Here is a 15,866-nt window from a genome sequence, read left to right on the forward strand (position 1 = left end):
ACGATGCAACTATCTAAGATTGAAAAAAACAAATTATTAGACACCTGTTCGGTTTTTATTAACCAAGCACAACAAGCGAAAAACAGCCAGGAAATTGAAGAAATTATTGCGAATGTCACTCAAGCTTTGCAGGACGCTGGAGTTGAGATTGATTTTGCTAATTATGGCTATGTTGGCTTTCTGCAAATTAGAGAAAGTGTAGATAAATTAACTCATAATTATTTTATGGTAAATGACAAAAACGAATCGCAACAAGAAATGGAAAAATTACAGAATGACTTGATTCATGCAATCGCTAATTTTGGGTTAGATTATATTAAATATTGTAGTAAATATGATCATTGCAAAATGCTGTTTAATACTCTAAATGGAGCAGCTTTAGATAATCAGCATTTAGCAGCATTACTCACAAAGGTAATTACGGAAATTAAAACGGAGTACTAACGATGGAGCAGACACAGTTAAATCAATTACGCCAACTACGAAAGCATTCAAATGGTTTGGTAGACGTGGATGTTTGGTCGTTGGAACAAAAATATAAACCACAGCTTGGGGCGGCCTGGTTGAATTTATATGCGATTTACAACGAGTTAGATCCTAGTTACTGGGATAAGTTTTATACCCTTGAACGGGCTCGCCAACAACTGTTAAGTGACTTCCTGCTTGATTACAGTGGAGAGCGTAGCTTTAAAAGTTGGGGGATTTCCTTTAGTTATTTAGATGAACTATTGAGGTTATTTAAGGGAGTTAATTGGAGACAATTACCGGTGTACCTAGGGAATAAGGCAGGGAACGATTCCCACGTGCTTAATGAACCGGTATTACTGGACGGGAGAAAACTGATTGAAAGTATTGATGATGGAATTAAATATTTATAAGTAGATGAGAATGAAAAATGAACTATCAAGATTATCAGAATAAGAAAGCTAAAGATGCTAAGCAACGAGCAATTAACCTGGAGCGGAATAAACCTTGGTATAAAAAGCGGGGCTGGCAAGTAATATTAGCAGTAGTCGGATTAGTTTTCCTAATCCATCCAATTTTTACATTTGAATTATTGGTAACCCTATTTAATCCATATATTTTTATTTCTGGGATTGTTATTTTGATATTTGGCAGTAAGTTTTAAAATGTGGACGAGGTAGCACTACGATGGATTATGAAAAATGGCAAGCGCAAAAACGGGCAGAATTGGAAAAAAAGCAGTCAGTGCAACGAGCCAAACGTTCTAAGCTGATTAAGACGGTTTTAATCGTTATTGTCGTCCTAGGGTTCTTATCGATCATCATGGGTTCCCTCTGGTTAGCGTTAGGCTTAATCTTTGTGGGGTGCCTAGCGGCGATTCCCAATATCCTTGAGATTCTATTCATCGGCACCTTTTTTAACGACCATCATCAGTAGAATCCCTAGGTGATTTTAATGATGAGTGTTACGATGATCATGTAATCGTTAGTATTAATGCTGAGTAAATAGAAAGCAGGTCAAGCAATGAAAATGATGATTATTGGGGCCACTGGAATGACTGGTAAAGAACTAGTTGCAGCAGCCGTGTCCAAGCAGATTCAGGTCGTCGCTAATGCACGCAAGGCCGACAAGTTAGCGGACTTACAAGCGGACTTTCCAGAAATTACAGTTTTGACCAAGGATGCGTTCGCGTTGGAACCAGCTGACTTTGCCGACGTGGATGTAATTATTGATGCGTTTGCCACCACGCCAAAGCAGGCGTATTTACACGTTGATTTAGCAACGAAACTAATCGCGATGTTTCGAAACAGTAACAAGCGCCTAGGCTTCATTTTAGGCGCCGGAAGTTTATACACTGATCAAACACATCAGCGCGTGGCTTATGATGATATCAAAGCTGATCCAGCGACGGCCTCCTGGCGGGCAATTCCCGAAAATCAACTTTATGAGTTGGAGTTCTTACAAAATGTGAAAAACGTGAACTGGTTTGGGGTTTCGCCTGGCTTTAACTTTGGACCGGGACCTAAAGCAGCGCAGATCCTGGAAGGGACCGACGATTTGCTGTTTAATAACGATCATGTTTCAGCAACCACGGCGGGAACAATGGCCGCCAGTGTGATTAAAGAAGTACTTCACCCAGAACATGTGAACCAGCGGTTTACGGTGATTAACGGATAATGCTTTAGCTGCTTGATTTAGCCAAAAAACCACTTAAATGGAGATTTCCATTTAAGTGGTTTTTAGTTATTTAAATCCTAGGTTGCGGTTGTGCTGATCCGAAAAAATCAAGTTTCCAATGTTTTAACCTACCATTTTTGGTATGCTTAGAGGTAGACAAGCGATTAATTTAACAAGGGAGAGGTCCAATCATGAAAAGAATTGAATGGATTGATGTGACGAGAGGAATTGGAATGTTGCTAATTGTTATTGGACATTCCCTAATGAACTATACTAATTCTGATTTTTCGAAGGCAGTTTTTGCCGTCAACGTTCCCATCTTCTTTGTTTTATCGGGATACCTATTCAAGGTCAAACCGTTGGGGAAGGTTGCCCGTGGGGGTCTCGATAATCTTTTGTTACCCTACATTGGAACCGCCCTTATCATTGTCATACTCTCGATAATTGCCGTGCACTTTCCGCACTTAAAGGGTTTACAATCTCCGGGCAGTGGTAAACAAATGTTACTAGCGGCCGGATATGGAATTGGTAGTCCGACCACGCTTAATCTAGGTGCTTTTCAGTTGTTTATTCCTGCAATTGGTGCCATTTGGTTCTTGTTAGCAATGTTAATCGGTAATCTGCTGTTCAATGGCATTGTAAGGCTGGCGGAGCTGACCCGATACTCAATGATTTTGACGTTGGTTCTAAGTATGATCACAGCCCTGCTTGGTTTTACGACGGCAAAAGCACTGATCTTACCATGGTCCATTAATGCGGCACTAATTAGTCCAATTTTTTATTGGTTTGGCTATGCATTGCGCCACTATGATTTAGTTGAAAATGGAACTAGCTACTATTTTATTGTTGGAATTGTCCTGTGGGTAATTTCAACCTGTGCTGGTTTTTTCTTTATGAACGTTGCCTTTGCAACAAATCCTTTGTTGGCAGTGCTGGGAGGCATGGGCGGAAGTTACGCTTTGATTGTGATTGCCAAGTGGACAGTAGCTCATGTAACCAGACTGACAATGTTAACGAAGTTAGGTAAGTATTCGTTAATTGCCATGTGTTTTCACGATGTTGATTTAGATAATTTTAGTCTACCTAATCGGGTTTTTGCCCTTTTAAGTACGGCTGGATTTAGTCTCGTGGGGGTAGTCGCAGTTGTCGCACTTCATTTAGTGGTCATCGCGCTAATGATTATTGTAATCCCCCAAATTCCAGGGTTACGAAATGTTTATTTACACCGGCAGTTTGGCTTTAAAATTACCACTAACTAAAATAAGTCTGCTCATTCTAATTAGATGAGCAGGCTTATTTTAGCTGCAGGATTTTCAACAGTACTGCGACCAGCGTGATTTCTAGCCAACTAATTACGAGACACAGACTGATGAGAATCAATAAAACTAGCCATCCGGCGGCGCTCCTTAATACCAATTGGTCCAGCTGATTGGTCAGTTGCGGTCTGATGATGGCGATTCCCATGATGATTAGGCTGAGGATCATGACGAGCACTAGGTAAGTTTTAGCGCCCTGTAACGAACTCGTTAGGTCGGCAGAAGAGAGGCTAAAGGTGGTTGTGCTAATCATGCCGATTAACAGGATGAGCACGACTTGTTGCCAGCCAGCACTGGCTAAAACGGCCTGCGCCGTTTCGCTAAGCCAAGTGAGACAGGTCTGCCAGGCAAAGCTTGCGTAGTCTGTAACGGGATGGGCTTGGTTAATAAATGCGGGCGCTTGAATGGGGGACCAGTTTGGGTGGCAAAGCACCTTAACCAACCAGCCAAGGACAAAGATGCCACTGAACATCGGGGCCAGCCCGATGAAAAAATTACCCACCGCCTGGTACCAATTTCGGGGGTTATAACTAGAGGCAACGCTTCCTAAGGATCCATCTCGATTTCCCGAGAGGTTTAAGAGGTTCAAAGAACTGATGTGATGCATGAAGACGAGCGCCAAGAGCAGGTGCCCCAGTTCGTGGATAATCACGCCGAGCCCGCCAACCCAGTATTGTGCGTGTTCACTAAAGTTTGTGACGAGGGTTCGTTGCACCCGGCGGGCCAAGTGGGCGGTGAGCCAGCCCACCAGTAGGGGCCAGCCGATTAAAATAAGGCTTAAAAAGACCGTTAACTTGCCAGTTTGTAAGGCCCAGGTGAGGAAAAATGATTGGGACATGGAAACTTCTCACTTTCATTGATAGTACATTTATTATACCGAATGGCGCACGGTTGGGGGCGAGAAACGTTGCTTGGAGATTAGACAGATCATTTGAATCAGATGTGCAAGCAACGTTTGCTTCTATGCTGATAAATGGGACCAGAAAAGTTAGCCTCCTTGTGCAATAATTCGGTCAGGATGGGAGTTTATTTTATGAAAAAGGAACTAATTTTTAGCAGGAAACTGTTTAAATATATTTTTTAGCTTAAATAGATTGTAAGTGGCTCCTTTTAATTTTATAATTACCCTGTAAATGTCTTTTTATATATAGGGGAATGATCTTATGAGTGATGCTGCTTTAAATTTAAATAATGAATTCAATAAGTTACTTGATGGGATTGGGATTGACCCCCGTGCGTTAAATGGCAAAGTCACCTTTTTAGGTCAAGACCCAATTTTACCCACGGTGGCACATGCCGGCGCCATTAGTGCGCTAACTCGTGCCTTGCCCGCATATCTGTCAGCATTAATTTGGCAAAAAAAGACGGGTCGGGGACAAGATATTACCGTAGATTTGAGAAAAACTTTGTTTGATATGAGCCCCTTTTTCCCTGGAAGTTTAGGGGTAGAGATGAATGGACGAAAAGTTGAGTCAGACCCCCTGACTCAAAATATCAGTATGACCATGTACAAGACAAAAGATTCTCGCTGGTTCTTACCCACCGCAATCTATCCTAAAGCCATTGAGAAGCTAACAAAATTATTAGGTTGCTCATTTGATCATGACTCGGTTCAAGCAGCGATTAGTAAATGGAACGCAGATGATTTACAAGCCGCTTTTGATAAACTTGACCTCCCTGGAACGATTGTTAAAACACAGGAAGAATACGATAATGACCCCCAAACTCCGTATATAAAAAGAGCTCCATTAGTTAAAATTACTAAAATTGCAGATGGGAATCCAGTACCACTGCCAAACTTTGATCGGCCACTAGCTGGGATTAAAGCAATGGGGCTAACGCATGTATTGGCTGGTCCCACGGTGTTGCGGACTCTGGCTGAACAAGGAGCCGACTGTTTTAACTTATGGGGGAAAGAAAGTACCGAAGAGGAACTAACTTATTATCTTGCAAATGCCGGGGTCCGTTCTGGATTCACAGATTTAAAAAATGACGTGGATAGAAAGAAAACATTTAACTTACTAAAAGAAGCAGATGTTTTTGTTGAAAATGTTCACGGTAAACTGTTAAAAGAACTAGCAATCACGCCTGAGGATTTGGTTAAAAACAGTAGTAGAGGAATCGTGAATGTTTCAATTCGCTGTTACGGCCATGATGGCCCCAAAGCTGATTTACCTGGATTTGATATGCATGCGGTATCTAACTCGGGATATTGCTACGTAGAGGGGACCGCGGAGGAACCTAAACTCCCATATACAGAGGTGTTTAATGATTTTACCGCTGGATTTTTAGCGGCGGCTGGTGCACAAGCAGCTTTATTGCGCCGAGCAACGGAAGGTGGAAGTTATAAGGTTGAAGTGTCACTATCACGTTGTACAGAGTATTATAATAGCTTAGGATTTTTTGACAAAGACTATGTGAACAAGATGGTTAACTCAGATGCACAACATACCCTAGGCATTCCAGATCCATTAATTTTACAGACCCCATTAGGAATGTATAAGCGACTCAAGGCTGAGATTAATCTGTCAGAAACCCAGCCTTATTGGAGTGAAACAGCATTGATTCCTCGTGGATCATCGCGTTTTACATTATAATTTTGAAATGCGCCGACTCTGATTAACTTACCGCATAAGGGGTCTAACTTTGCTGGTACCATTGACCGTTGAGAAAGTGCACTAACACAAACTGAAAATCAGCCTGGGGAAACCCGGCTGCTTTTTCTTGGTTTTTTGTCAAACGGTACGGATGAGAAGATCATTTAATCAATGCGTCTGACCCTAGGCGATGGGATCCTTAACGGATTCTGTCGCCTTTTTTTATAATTCTTTGAGAAATAGTTGTTTGAAAAGCAACTTGGATAAATTTTTTAATTGGCGATGTTCAGGGGGATTACGGCCATCCGGTTGTATAATTTTAATTCGTTCTGTATTTAAGGCCATGTGGGATCTGGTTAACACCCGGAAATCTGAACTTGGAGCAAGCCCCGTTTGATTGTGCCATGGTCGGAAGAGAATAAAACTACGGTTTTAACGATGGTGCTAGCGAAAGCCGAAGAGCTTAGAAAATAATCCGCCAATAAGCTCCCATTTCTGCTGGGAATTGGATCGATTAGTTGGTGTGGGGCTGAGTTCATCAGGACCCAAAATGGCTGAGCCTTTTTCTTTTACTAATATGTTGACACGATGTCACTGGCATGTTAAATTAAAGATGTTGACACGATGTCACTACTACAAATTACCTATAAACCAAGGTAGCCAAAGGAGGAACTTAAATGCCAACCAAGACATTTGAAAAATTAACTAAGGAAAAACAAGCCCGAATTAACGCGGCCTTGTTAAAGGAGTTTTCCGCTTATTCATTGGCAGAAGCCCAAGTGGCTCGAATTGTTGTTGATGCAGAAATTTCACGAGGGTCATTTTATAAGTATTTCAACGACATCTCTGACGCGTATCGGTATGAGTTTAGCCAGGTTATGGCTGACCTACATGCACCGTTTAAACAGGGAGCTTCGCCTGTTAACGTTGCCGACATGGTTGCGATGGTTGATCGGTTTGTTTCGGAGAGTAATCACAGTGAATATCGAGAATTTATGCGGCTCTATTACCAACGGAATCAGTATTTGTTACCAACGAATATTTCACCACAAACACCTACGGAACTAGAGTGGGCTAGCTCAGTTTTGATTCACCAAAGCATAAAAGAAATTTTGCTAAACCCCGCAACTCAGAAACAGAATTTAGCCCGCTTACAACGGGTGCTGCAACAATTATTTCACTAAGGAGGGGCACCGATGTTTTTGGCACTAAGAGAAATCAAGTATTCGAAACTACGCTATGGTCTGATTATCACGATGATTCTCTTGATTAGTTATTTAATCTTTATTTTGACTAGTTTGGCGGTGGGGCTTGCGTCCCAAAACACCCAAGCAATTAAGAGCTGGAATCCCACGCGGATTGTTTTGAACCAGAATGCGAATGTTAATGTTAGTCAGTCGCTAATTATGCAGAGCGATCTAAACAAGGTGCAGTTGAATCCCAACCAGGAAGCCCTGATTGGCGCAACACCGGTGGTCGCAACCGGTAAGCACGAAAAGGTTTCGTCCCAGTTTATTGGCTTGGATCCGAATCAGTACGTGGCTAAAAATTTACAGCTAACCAGTGGCCATAAAGCGCGGAATCAACACCAAGTGGTTGTTGACCAAAAGTTTCAGCAATCGGGCTATCATTTGGGCGACCAACTGCGGTTTAATTCATCCAATGAGCAATACGAAATCGTTGGGTTTGTGAAGAACGCTAAGTTTAATATTGCTCCAGTGGTGTACGGATCACTACCAACTTGGCATACCTTGCGGAACCTTGATCAGCGGTTTGCCGGGAGCGCCATTTTGAGTAAACGGGCGCACTTTAAAATTACCAACCACCAGTTGCATTCATATGCGACCCAAACGGTGATTAATAACCTTCCTGGCTACACGGCGCAAAATCTGACCTTTACCCTGATGATTGGATTCTTGATGATGATTTCCTTAATTATTATTGCGGTGTTCCTGTACATCCTAACGATGCAAAAATTACCCAATTATGCCGTTTTACGGGCACAAGGAATTCCAGCGACTAAGTTAGTTAAAGCGACGTTAGCACAAACACTGATTTTAGTAGCCAGTGGCATCATTGCTGGGTTCGTCTTAATGGGACTGACCTTCGTAGTGCTACCTAGTGCGGTGCCGGTGGCCTTTAGCTTCCCCATTATGTTGGGGACGGTTATCGGTCTCTTACTGACATCGATGCTCGGATCATTGTTACCAGCATTGCTAATTGTACGCATTAATCCCGCAGATGCGATTGGAGGATAACGATGGCAAAGATTGAATTAAAGCAGATTACCAAAAGTTTCGGCACAAAAGATAACCGTGATCGAGTTTTAGATGACGTGAACTTTACTAGCAACTCCGGTGAAGTAACGATTATTACTGGTCCTTCTGGTTCTGGCAAGAGTACCCTGTTAACGATTATGGGCGCCCTGCGCAATCCGGATGCGGGAGAAGTCTGGCTCGATGGTACTCAAGTTGATCAATTAAGTAGCCAGGAACAAGATCATTTTCGGTTAGAAAAAATTGGCTTTATTTTACAGGCCCACACACTGGTTCCGTTTTTGACGGTTAACGATCAGTTTCAATTGGTTGATCAAGTAAAACCGCAGGGCAACCTAAAAGGCCAGCAGTTCCAGCAGTTGTTAGCGACCCTAGACGTGAGTCAACTGCTAAACCAGTATCCAGCAGAACTATCTGGGGGGCAGAGTCAACGGGTGGCTATTGCGCGGGGGCTGTATACGCAGCCGGCGATTATCTTAGCGGATGAACCGACGGCTTCATTAGATGAAAAACGGGTCTTTCGGGTCTGCGAACTGTTGGCTGCGGCCGCTAAAGAACAACACCAAGCGGTAGTAGTGGTTACTCATGATGAACGAATGCACCAGTATGCAGATCATATTTATGAACTGGTGGATGGCCAGTTGACCAAGCAACGATAGTTAACGTTGATTAAGGATTTACACCGTAATGGGTGTAAATCCTTTTTGATTTTTAAAGCAAACAAGTCCTGCTAAAGCAGGACTTGGTGAGGACTGCTGTGGCTGGGCTCGAACCAGCGACATCCTGATTAACAGTCAGGTGTTTCTACCAACTGAACTACACAGCAAGAAAGTTTTTCTTAGTTTAACAATTTATTTCGGTTTTTGCAACATCTAAATGGTAAAAATGTGTAATTATTCGTCAATTAGGGTTTTTAGTGCCATCTTAATTAAAAATGTTAGTGATTATTTGAAGGAGGATTGCAATGGCAGATTACATTCACGAACTACGGCAACTGGTGGGGCACCGACCGTTGATTTTGACAACCGCGACTGGCACCTTATTAAATGCACGGCAGGAAGTCTTACTGCAGGAACGAACGGGGCACAATGATTGGTGTTTTCCGGGTGGTTACATGGAAGATGGCGAACGAATCGTGGCGACCCTGCAACGAGAATTTAAAGAAGATGCCGGGCTTGCGGTTGCCCCGGTGCGGTTGTTGCACATTTTTGATGGCGATTGTTTTAAATATCCCAATGGTGATGAAGTTCAGTGCATTACGCACTTTTACTTAGTTCGGCAGACCGGCGGGCATTTACTACGCCATCAGACCGCAGAAACCAGCGCCTTGCGGTATTTTCCCTTAACCGCGTTGCCCCCGTTTTTTAACCAGCAATCCGAGAAGATGGCGCAGGCCGTCCAGGGCTACGTGAACCACCGTTTGGGGTGAGGCGCTCAATCCGTAGAAGGGGAGGCATCAGCGACAAAGTGATACCCAAAGCCCCGGACCGTTTGAATGTAATCGGGGTGCTTAGGATCAGCTTCAATTTTATCGCGGAGGTGACTGATGTGGATGTCGACCATCCGGGAGGTTTCGGAAATGTCGTATTGATCACCCCAAACTCCGGCGAGGAGTTGTGAACGGCTTAAAACCTGGGGCGCATGTTCAATCAGGTAGAGCAAGAGTTTCAATTCTTTGGGAGTCAAGCCTAAGTCCTGGTCGTTGCGAAAGGCTTTGTATTTTTGGCGGTCAATCACTACGTCCGCAAACTGCACGCGGTCTTTGGTTGGCGGCTGGGTTGAGTGTAGGGGTGTCAGGCGTTCGTAAAGGTGTTGTTTTTGTTCAAACCGGGCGACGAGCTCCGGTACCGGCCAGGGAGCGGGGACGTAGTCGTCTAACCCAGCTTGAAAAATTGGGGTAGGGTCGACCAGTCCGTCGGCTAGGCTGAGGATGGGGACTTGGTAGTGGTGCCGCAGGTCCCTAAGTACGGCCTGGTATTGGGTAAAGGGGAAGGCCGTCAGATCCCACAACAACCCAACGCTTTGTTTTTGGTGCATGACCGAATAAACCTGCCGGGGGTCGTCAGTGGTATCGACAAAGTACTGCTGGTCATTAAAGGCCTGACTTAGTTCAATGGCTAACCGGAGTTGGTTGGTTACTAACGTGATGTGTTGCACAGACTCACCTCAATTATTTACCTAATCTTTACATAAAGCACACAACACCTTTACATAAGGATATTATACTTGGTTTTGTAACGAAATGCAGAAACGAGGTGGAGGCACGGATGCGATTGAGAAAGGGACTCGTCGTCGGATTAACGGCGCTAGGCATGTTGTTGTTAAGTGGTTGTGGCACCAAAAATCAGGAGCACGCTGTGACTGCCGTGGGCTCGACGGCCATGCAACCGTTGGTACAAAAGGCGGGGAGTGATTTTCAACAGCAACATAAACAGTATACGGTGACCGTCCAGGGGGGCGGCTCTGGAACCGGACTGAGCCAGGCGGAAACTGGCGCGGTTAACATTGGTAATTCAGACATCTTTGCGGAGCAAAAGGACGGGATTCGCGCGGATCGACTCAAGGATCACCGGGTGGCTGTCGTGGGGATCGCACCCGTTAGTAACGAACAAAACGGGGTCAACAACCTGACGCAACGCCAGCTGACGGGCATCTTTACGGGCAAGATTAAAAACTGGAAGGAAGTGGGCGGTAAAGACCTGCCCATCATTGTGATTAACCGGGCCCAGGGGAGTGGAACCCGTAAAACCTTTGAAGCTAAGGTTTTGCAGGGGCAACAACCGGTTAAAAGTCAGGAACAGGATTCCAACGGAACGGTTAAAAAGATTGTCCAAAACACGCCGGGCACGATTAGTTACCTATCGCTGCCCTACTTAAACCGTGAGCTGCAAACGGTCAAGGTGGATGGAATCGCCCCCACCCCGCACAACATTACGACGAACAAGTGGAAAATTTGGTCGTATGAACACATGTATACTAATAAGCACCCTAGCAAAGCAACCCAAGCGTTTCTGGCGTACCTCATGTCGAAACCGGTTCAGGCTAAATTAGTCAAGGAAGCTGGCTATGTCAGCATTCATGATATGCAGGTGCACATGACTCCCGATAATCGGGTACTTCCTGGGAACCAATAAAGGAGGAACAGATGAATAACATTCAAAAGAAATTAGTGCAACCGAGTGCGGCGACCCATCAGGACCGGCGGGGGCGCCTCATCAGTTTTATCTGCGTGAGTTTTATCATGGTTTTAACGGTTTCCATCATTGGGTTTATCGCCATTCACGGGCTAGCCACTTTTACCCAGAACCACATCTCCGTGTGGGACTTTTTAACTAAAAGTGATTGGAATCCGGGACAAGTGGGACCGAATGGCAAGCCAGAAGTGGGTGCCCTGGCAATGATTGTTGCGTCCTTCGCAGTCACGCTGCTGGCGGCGTTGTTTGCCACGCCGTTTGCGGTGGCGGTCGCCGTGTATATGACCGAGTTGGCGCCTAAGCGCGGGGCCCGGATGTTACAACCCGTCATCGAATTGTTAGTCGGAATTCCGTCGGTCGTCTACGGGTTTATCGGTTTAGTCGTGGTGGTTCCGGCCATTCGGTCCGTCTTTGGCGGAACCGGGTTTGGTGTATTAGCTGGGGCCATCGTCCTCTTTGTCATGATTCTGCCGACGATTACGTCGCTGACGATTGACAGTTTGAAGCAGGTGCCCAGCGATTACCGGGATGCGTCGCTCGCGCTTGGTGCGACTAAATGGCAGACGATCTATAAGGTGATTTTACGGGCGGCCCTGCCGGGAATTATGACGGCCGTGGTCTTTGGGATGGCGCGGGCCTTTGGCGAGGCCTTAGCTGTGCAAATGGTAATTGGCAACGCGGCTATTACACCTACCAACTTGGTCTCACCAACGGCGACCTTAACCAGTCAGTTAACGTCTCAAATGGGGGACACCATCATGGGAACCTTGCCCAACAACGCCTTGTGGTCCCTAGCCCTCGTGCTGTTACTCATGTCTGTCATCTTTAACGTCCTAGTGAAACTCATCGGAAGTCGAGGGGAGCTGAAAAAATGAACGAAACAACGACGACCAAAGCCAACCGTAACAACCGGTTCGCCCTGTTAGGCATACAGGGTATGGTCGCAATCGTGGTATTAATCCTGATTGCTCTATTGGGTTACATTCTGATCACGGGGTTGCCCCACGTGTCCTGGCACTTCTTAACGTCCGCTTCTAAGGAGTTTGGGTCCGGCGGGGGGATTGCAAATGAGTTATTTAATTCGATTTACATTTTACTCCTCACCCTGGTGATTTCCTGTCCGTTGGCGCTCGGCGCGGGGATTTATCTGTCTGAATTTGCTGAACCGTCGTGGTTAACCCGTACGGTCCGGACGCTGATCGAGGTGTTGAGTTCGTTGCCATCGATTGTAATCGGATTGTTTGGGTACCTTGTCCTAGTGGTCAAGTTTCAATTTGATTTCTCGATTATCTCGGGGGCCTGTGCGTTAATGTTTGTAAACCTGCCCTTACTTACGCGGAACACGGAAGCAGCCCTCACCGCCGTGCCTCACGCCCAGCGGGAAGCCGGGTGGGCTCTGGGGTTATCCCAGTGGCGCACGATTACCAAGATTATTTTACCGGCCGCGGTGCCCGGGTTAATAACGGGAGTCATTTTAAGTGCCGGCCGGATTTTTGGAGAAGCTGCCGCTCTGATCTTTACCGCGGGTCAAAGTACCCCAGTGGTGAGTTATAGTGATTGGAATCCCCTTAGTCCCACAAGCTTTTTAAACCCGATGCGCCCGGCTGAAACCCTGGCAGTCCACATCTGGAAGCTCAATACGGATGGGATTACGCCGGATGCCGACCAGATCTCGAGTGGGGCCTCGGCCGTCTTAATCATTGTTATTCTGTTAATCATCTTGTTATCCCGGTACCTCGGCAACTACTGCTACCGGAAACTAAGTGGAACCAAGTAGGAGAAAGGAACGCTTGTGGCAACTTATAATTTAGAGGAGCACTACTTACTGCCGGTTCACGGTCCCGTGGCGCTTGCAACCAAACATTTGGATGTCTTTTACGGCGCCAAGCAGGCGACCTTTGACGCCAACCTGCAGTTTCCAAAGAATAAGATTACCGCTCTCATCGGGGCATCTGGTTCGGGGAAATCGACCTTTTTACGCAGCTTGAACCGGTTAAATGATAACGTCGCCACCGTTCAAGGAGCAATCGAATACCAGGGTTTAGACATTAACCAACCCCAGATTAACGTTTACGAGGTGCGGAAAAACATTGGAATGGTCTTTCAACACCCGAATCCGTTTGCAAAGTCCATTTACGAAAACATTGCCTTTGCGCTCCGAGAAAACGGGATGACGGAACACATTGATGAACAGGTGGAAACGAGCCTCAAGGACGCGGCCCTGTGGGACGAGGTTAAGGATAAGCTGCACCAGAGCGCGCTATCCCTGTCGGGAGGTCAGCAACAACGGTTGTGCATCGCCCGCGCGATTGCCGTGAAGCCCGATATTTTACTGATGGACGAACCCACCAGTGCCCTAGACCCGATCTCGAGTCGAAAAATTGAAACCATGATGCAAACGCTCAAAACCCACTATACGATTATCATTGTGACTCATAACATGCAACAGGCGGCTCGGGCCAGTGATCTCACGGCCTTCTTTCACCTTGGGCATGTGATTGAGTTTAATAAAACGACGGAACTGTTTACTAACCCCCGCATGCAGGCAACGGAAGCTTACATTTCCGGGCACTTTGGTTAAGGAGGAACGCATGACAAGCACCAAAACACCGCTCTTAACAACAAATGATGTGCGCCTTTACTATGGAGAACACGAGGCGTTACACGGGATTAACCTTGATTTTGCTCAACACGAAATTACTGCTTTAATTGGTCCGTCGGGATGTGGAAAATCAACCTACCTGCGGTGTCTAAACCGGATGAATGATCTGGTGGACGGAGTAGCAATCACGGGGAGCTTTCGCTTAGACGGGCAAGACATTTACAGCCCCAAACAGGATGTGGTTGCATTGCGCAAACGAGTGGGCATGGTTTTTCAACAGCCGAATCCCTTTCCGTTCTCGGTTTACGATAACGTGGCCTACGGACTTCGGGTGCAGGGCATCAAAGACCAGCACGTCCTCGATGAGCGGGTGGAAGCGAGTCTGCGCCAAGCCGCGGTCTGGGATGAAGTCAAAGACGATTTACACAAAAACGCCCTGGCTTTTTCCGGCGGTCAGCAGCAACGGATTTGCATTGCCCGCTTGTTAGCGGTACGACCAGAAGTGATTTTGCTCGACGAACCGACGAGTGCCCTGGACCCAATTTCTAGTGCCAAAATTGAAGAAACCCTGTTAAAAATCAAGGATCAGTACACCATCATCATTGTGACGCACAGTATGCAACAGGCCTCGCGGATTTCTGATCGGACGGCCTTTATGCTCAACGGGGATTTAGTCGAAGTGGGCGCCACTAAGCACATCTTTTTGAATCCGGAAAAAGAAGAGACGAGTGACTACCTAAATGGGAAGTTTGGTTAAGCACCAGAGGAGGAAGTAACATGGTAAATACGTTTGATGATCGGTTAGCAAAGTTACGGCAGATTTTTACGGACATGGGCGTTGATGTTAGTGAGCAGATTTACCAGTCCACGAAGTCCTACATTGACCACGATGTAGACCTTGCCAACCAGGTAATTGATGGTGACAGCGAGGTCAATGGCAACGAAACGAAGCTGGAAAAGGACGCTATGAACCTAATTGCGTTGCAACAGCCGGTGGCCCGCGATTTTCGGGTTATCATTAGCTACTTGAAATCGAGTACTGATCTGGAACGAATCGGGGATAATGCGGTTAACATCGCCCGCGAAACCTTACAGGCGAAGGGAAATCCCCGGATTCCAGATGTTGAAATCGTGATTGCTAAGATTACAAAGCACATTCGCAAGATGCTCGAGGAAATCCTGGATGCCTATACCACCTTTGACGCCCAGATTGCTCCGGTAATTGTGCAAGAGGATCGGCGCATTGATGAGTACTATCAAAACACCCGGACGGCGATTACGGAGGGAATTCTGGCAAATCCGGAAACGGCAGTGGCAGCATCTAGTTATTTGATGGTGATCCGATTGTTAGAGCGAATTGGTGATCACATTGTGAATCTTGCCGAGTACCTGATTTATAGTGATACTGGTAAAGTTGTGGAGCTGGGTGAGACCGGTGAATAACAGTAAGCGTGTCAAAATGGGCTCTTTATCAACTGATACTGCTCTTTATCAACTGATACTAATGATGAAATCATTTAATCAATGCGTCTGACTCTAGGCGACAGAATCCTTAACGGATTCTGTCGCCTTTTGCTTATAATTTTGGGAGAAATAGTTGTACGAAAATGAGATGAGGATTCTAATTCTGGAAAATATGATGACCATCAGCGGTTCTATTAATCCCTTCTAAAGGCCGATTACTGAAAGCATAAGTAAAACTATTTTCAATTTCATCTTGATGTGGTTTTAACGGCGGC

The 15,866-nt window shown here is 45.7% G+C and carries 19 protein-coding genes and 1 tRNA gene; 17 read left to right on the plus strand and 3 right to left on the minus strand.

What is annotated here, in order from left to right:
* The first annotated feature begins 3 nt into the window (after window positions 1-3).
* The 6 genes from M8332_RS00965 (at window position 4) to M8332_RS00990 (ending at window position 3,401) form a co-directional block, all read left to right on the plus strand.
* Window positions 4-444 (plus strand): hypothetical protein, encoded by a 441-nt coding sequence (locus tag M8332_RS00965; RefSeq protein WP_252780314.1) that lies wholly within the window; start codon window positions 4-6, stop codon window positions 442-444.
* A 2-nt stretch (window positions 445-446) separates the two neighbouring features.
* The gene (locus tag M8332_RS00970; protein ID WP_252780315.1) at window positions 447-878 is read left to right on the plus strand and encodes a hypothetical protein; all 432 of its coding nucleotides are present in this window, start codon (window positions 447-449) and stop codon (window positions 876-878) included.
* Window positions 879-895: 17 nt separating this feature from the next.
* On the plus strand, window positions 896-1,129 hold the full coding sequence (locus M8332_RS00975) for a hypothetical protein (RefSeq protein ID WP_252780316.1): 234 nt from the start codon (window positions 896-898) through the stop codon (window positions 1,127-1,129).
* A gap of 23 nt (window positions 1,130-1,152) precedes the next feature.
* Window positions 1,153-1,401 carry a hypothetical protein gene (locus M8332_RS00980; protein ID WP_252780317.1) on the plus strand — a complete coding sequence of 83 codons (249 nt, stop codon included), beginning with the start codon at window positions 1,153-1,155 and terminating at the stop codon, window positions 1,399-1,401.
* An 87-nt stretch (window positions 1,402-1,488) separates the two neighbouring features.
* Window positions 1,489-2,142 carry an NAD(P)-dependent oxidoreductase gene (locus M8332_RS00985; RefSeq protein ID WP_252780318.1) on the plus strand — a complete coding sequence of 218 codons (654 nt, stop codon included), beginning with the start codon at window positions 1,489-1,491 and terminating at the stop codon, window positions 2,140-2,142.
* Between the two features lie 191 nt (window positions 2,143-2,333).
* Window positions 2,334-3,401, plus strand: coding sequence for an acyltransferase family protein (locus tag M8332_RS00990; protein ID WP_252780319.1), 1,068 nt, complete (start codon window positions 2,334-2,336; stop codon window positions 3,399-3,401).
* Between the two features lie 34 nt (window positions 3,402-3,435).
* Here the strand turns inward: M8332_RS00990 and M8332_RS00995 are convergent, their stop codons facing one another.
* Window positions 3,436-4,296 carry a hypothetical protein gene (locus tag M8332_RS00995; protein ID WP_252780320.1) on the minus strand — a complete coding sequence of 287 codons (861 nt, stop codon included), beginning with the start codon at window positions 4,294-4,296 and terminating at the stop codon, window positions 3,436-3,438.
* Between the two features lie 325 nt (window positions 4,297-4,621).
* On the opposite strand from M8332_RS00995, the gene M8332_RS01000 reads away from it, so the two are divergent.
* The 4 genes from M8332_RS01000 (at window position 4,622) to M8332_RS01015 (ending at window position 8,990) form a co-directional block, all read left to right on the plus strand.
* Window positions 4,622-6,055 (plus strand): CoA transferase, encoded by a 1,434-nt coding sequence (locus M8332_RS01000; protein ID WP_252780322.1) that lies wholly within the window; start codon window positions 4,622-4,624, stop codon window positions 6,053-6,055.
* 677 nt (window positions 6,056-6,732) lie between these two features.
* Window positions 6,733-7,239: a TetR/AcrR family transcriptional regulator gene (locus M8332_RS01005; protein ID WP_252780324.1), complete on the plus strand. Its 507-nt coding sequence runs from the start codon at window positions 6,733-6,735 to the stop codon at window positions 7,237-7,239.
* Between the two features lie 12 nt (window positions 7,240-7,251).
* Window positions 7,252-8,313, plus strand: a complete 1,062-nt coding sequence (locus tag M8332_RS01010) for an ABC transporter permease (protein WP_252780325.1) — start codon at window positions 7,252-7,254, stop codon at window positions 8,311-8,313.
* A gap of 2 nt (window positions 8,314-8,315) precedes the next feature.
* Window positions 8,316-8,990 (plus strand): ABC transporter ATP-binding protein, encoded by a 675-nt coding sequence (locus tag M8332_RS01015; protein ID WP_252780326.1) that lies wholly within the window; start codon window positions 8,316-8,318, stop codon window positions 8,988-8,990.
* Window positions 8,991-9,083: 93 nt separating this feature from the next.
* Here M8332_RS01015 and M8332_RS01020 read toward each other — a convergent pair.
* Window positions 9,084-9,157 (minus strand) — tRNA-Asn (locus M8332_RS01020).
* 138 nt (window positions 9,158-9,295) lie between these two features.
* Here M8332_RS01020 and M8332_RS01025 point away from each other — a divergent pair.
* The gene (locus tag M8332_RS01025) at window positions 9,296-9,760 is read left to right on the plus strand and encodes an NUDIX hydrolase (protein WP_252780327.1); all 465 of its coding nucleotides are present in this window, start codon (window positions 9,296-9,298) and stop codon (window positions 9,758-9,760) included.
* A 5-nt stretch (window positions 9,761-9,765) separates the two neighbouring features.
* Here M8332_RS01025 and M8332_RS01030 read toward each other — a convergent pair whose 3' ends face one another.
* Entirely contained in the window at window positions 9,766-10,488 is a 723-nt protein-coding gene (locus M8332_RS01030; protein WP_252780328.1) for a winged helix-turn-helix transcriptional regulator, read from the minus strand.
* Window positions 10,489-10,598: 110 nt separating this feature from the next.
* Here M8332_RS01030 and M8332_RS01035 point away from each other — a divergent pair, with 110 nt between their 5' ends.
* From M8332_RS01035 to phoU, 6 genes are read left to right on the plus strand one after another with little or no spacing between them, the layout of a single operon-like run.
* The gene (locus M8332_RS01035; protein ID WP_252780329.1) at window positions 10,599-11,465 is read left to right on the plus strand and encodes a phosphate ABC transporter substrate-binding protein; all 867 of its coding nucleotides are present in this window, start codon (window positions 10,599-10,601) and stop codon (window positions 11,463-11,465) included.
* A gap of 11 nt (window positions 11,466-11,476) precedes the next feature.
* Window positions 11,477-12,400, plus strand: coding sequence for a phosphate ABC transporter permease subunit PstC (gene pstC / locus M8332_RS01040; RefSeq protein WP_252780330.1), 924 nt, complete (start codon window positions 11,477-11,479; stop codon window positions 12,398-12,400).
* The gene (pstA, locus tag M8332_RS01045) at window positions 12,397-13,302 is read left to right on the plus strand and encodes a phosphate ABC transporter permease PstA (RefSeq protein WP_435370794.1); all 906 of its coding nucleotides are present in this window, start codon (window positions 12,397-12,399) and stop codon (window positions 13,300-13,302) included. The genes pstC and pstA overlap by 4 nt, the downstream gene beginning before the upstream one ends.
* A 15-nt stretch (window positions 13,303-13,317) precedes the next feature.
* Window positions 13,318-14,106: a phosphate ABC transporter ATP-binding protein PstB gene (pstB, locus tag M8332_RS01050; protein WP_252780331.1), complete on the plus strand. Its 789-nt coding sequence runs from the start codon at window positions 13,318-13,320 to the stop codon at window positions 14,104-14,106.
* Between the two features lie 10 nt (window positions 14,107-14,116).
* Complete coding sequence (gene pstB, locus M8332_RS01055; RefSeq protein WP_252780335.1) at window positions 14,117-14,884, plus strand: phosphate ABC transporter ATP-binding protein PstB; 768 nt, start codon at window positions 14,117-14,119, stop codon at window positions 14,882-14,884.
* 20 nt (window positions 14,885-14,904) lie between these two features.
* The gene (phoU, locus tag M8332_RS01060) at window positions 14,905-15,570 is read left to right on the plus strand and encodes a phosphate signaling complex protein PhoU (RefSeq protein ID WP_252780337.1); all 666 of its coding nucleotides are present in this window, start codon (window positions 14,905-14,907) and stop codon (window positions 15,568-15,570) included.
* Window positions 15,571-15,866: the final 296 nt, after the last annotated feature.

Source organism: Fructilactobacillus ixorae (assembly GCF_024029915.1).
Taxonomy (GTDB): Bacteria; Bacillota; Bacilli; order Lactobacillales; family Lactobacillaceae; genus Fructilactobacillus; species Fructilactobacillus ixorae.

Coding starts and splice junctions, on each gene's coding strand:
- M8332_RS00965 (WP_252780314.1), top strand. CDS start 4: ATGCAACTATCTAAGATTGAAAAAAACAAATTATTAGACACCTGTTCG.
- M8332_RS00970 (WP_252780315.1), top strand. CDS start 447: ATGGAGCAGACACAGTTAAATCAATTACGCCAACTACGAAAGCATTCA.
- M8332_RS00975 (WP_252780316.1), top strand. CDS start 896: ATGAACTATCAAGATTATCAGAATAAGAAAGCTAAAGATGCTAAGCAA.
- M8332_RS00980 (WP_252780317.1), top strand. CDS start 1,153: ATGGATTATGAAAAATGGCAAGCGCAAAAACGGGCAGAATTGGAAAAA.
- M8332_RS00985 (WP_252780318.1), top strand. CDS start 1,489: ATGAAAATGATGATTATTGGGGCCACTGGAATGACTGGTAAAGAACTA.
- M8332_RS00990 (WP_252780319.1), top strand. CDS start 2,334: ATGAAAAGAATTGAATGGATTGATGTGACGAGAGGAATTGGAATGTTG.
- M8332_RS00995 (WP_252780320.1), bottom strand. CDS start 4,296: ATGTCCCAATCATTTTTCCTCACCTGGGCCTTACAAACTGGCAAGTTA.
- M8332_RS01000 (WP_252780322.1), top strand. CDS start 4,622: ATGAGTGATGCTGCTTTAAATTTAAATAATGAATTCAATAAGTTACTT.
- M8332_RS01005 (WP_252780324.1), top strand. CDS start 6,733: ATGCCAACCAAGACATTTGAAAAATTAACTAAGGAAAAACAAGCCCGA.
- M8332_RS01010 (WP_252780325.1), top strand. CDS start 7,252: ATGTTTTTGGCACTAAGAGAAATCAAGTATTCGAAACTACGCTATGGT.
- M8332_RS01015 (WP_252780326.1), top strand. CDS start 8,316: ATGGCAAAGATTGAATTAAAGCAGATTACCAAAAGTTTCGGCACAAAA.
- M8332_RS01025 (WP_252780327.1), top strand. CDS start 9,296: ATGGCAGATTACATTCACGAACTACGGCAACTGGTGGGGCACCGACCG.
- M8332_RS01035 (WP_252780329.1), top strand. CDS start 10,599: ATGCGATTGAGAAAGGGACTCGTCGTCGGATTAACGGCGCTAGGCATG.
- pstC (WP_252780330.1), top strand. CDS start 11,477: ATGAATAACATTCAAAAGAAATTAGTGCAACCGAGTGCGGCGACCCAT.
- pstA (WP_435370794.1), top strand. CDS start 12,397: ATGAACGAAACAACGACGACCAAAGCCAACCGTAACAACCGGTTCGCC.
- pstB (WP_252780335.1), top strand. CDS start 14,117: ATGACAAGCACCAAAACACCGCTCTTAACAACAAATGATGTGCGCCTT.
- phoU (WP_252780337.1), top strand. CDS start 14,905: ATGGTAAATACGTTTGATGATCGGTTAGCAAAGTTACGGCAGATTTTT.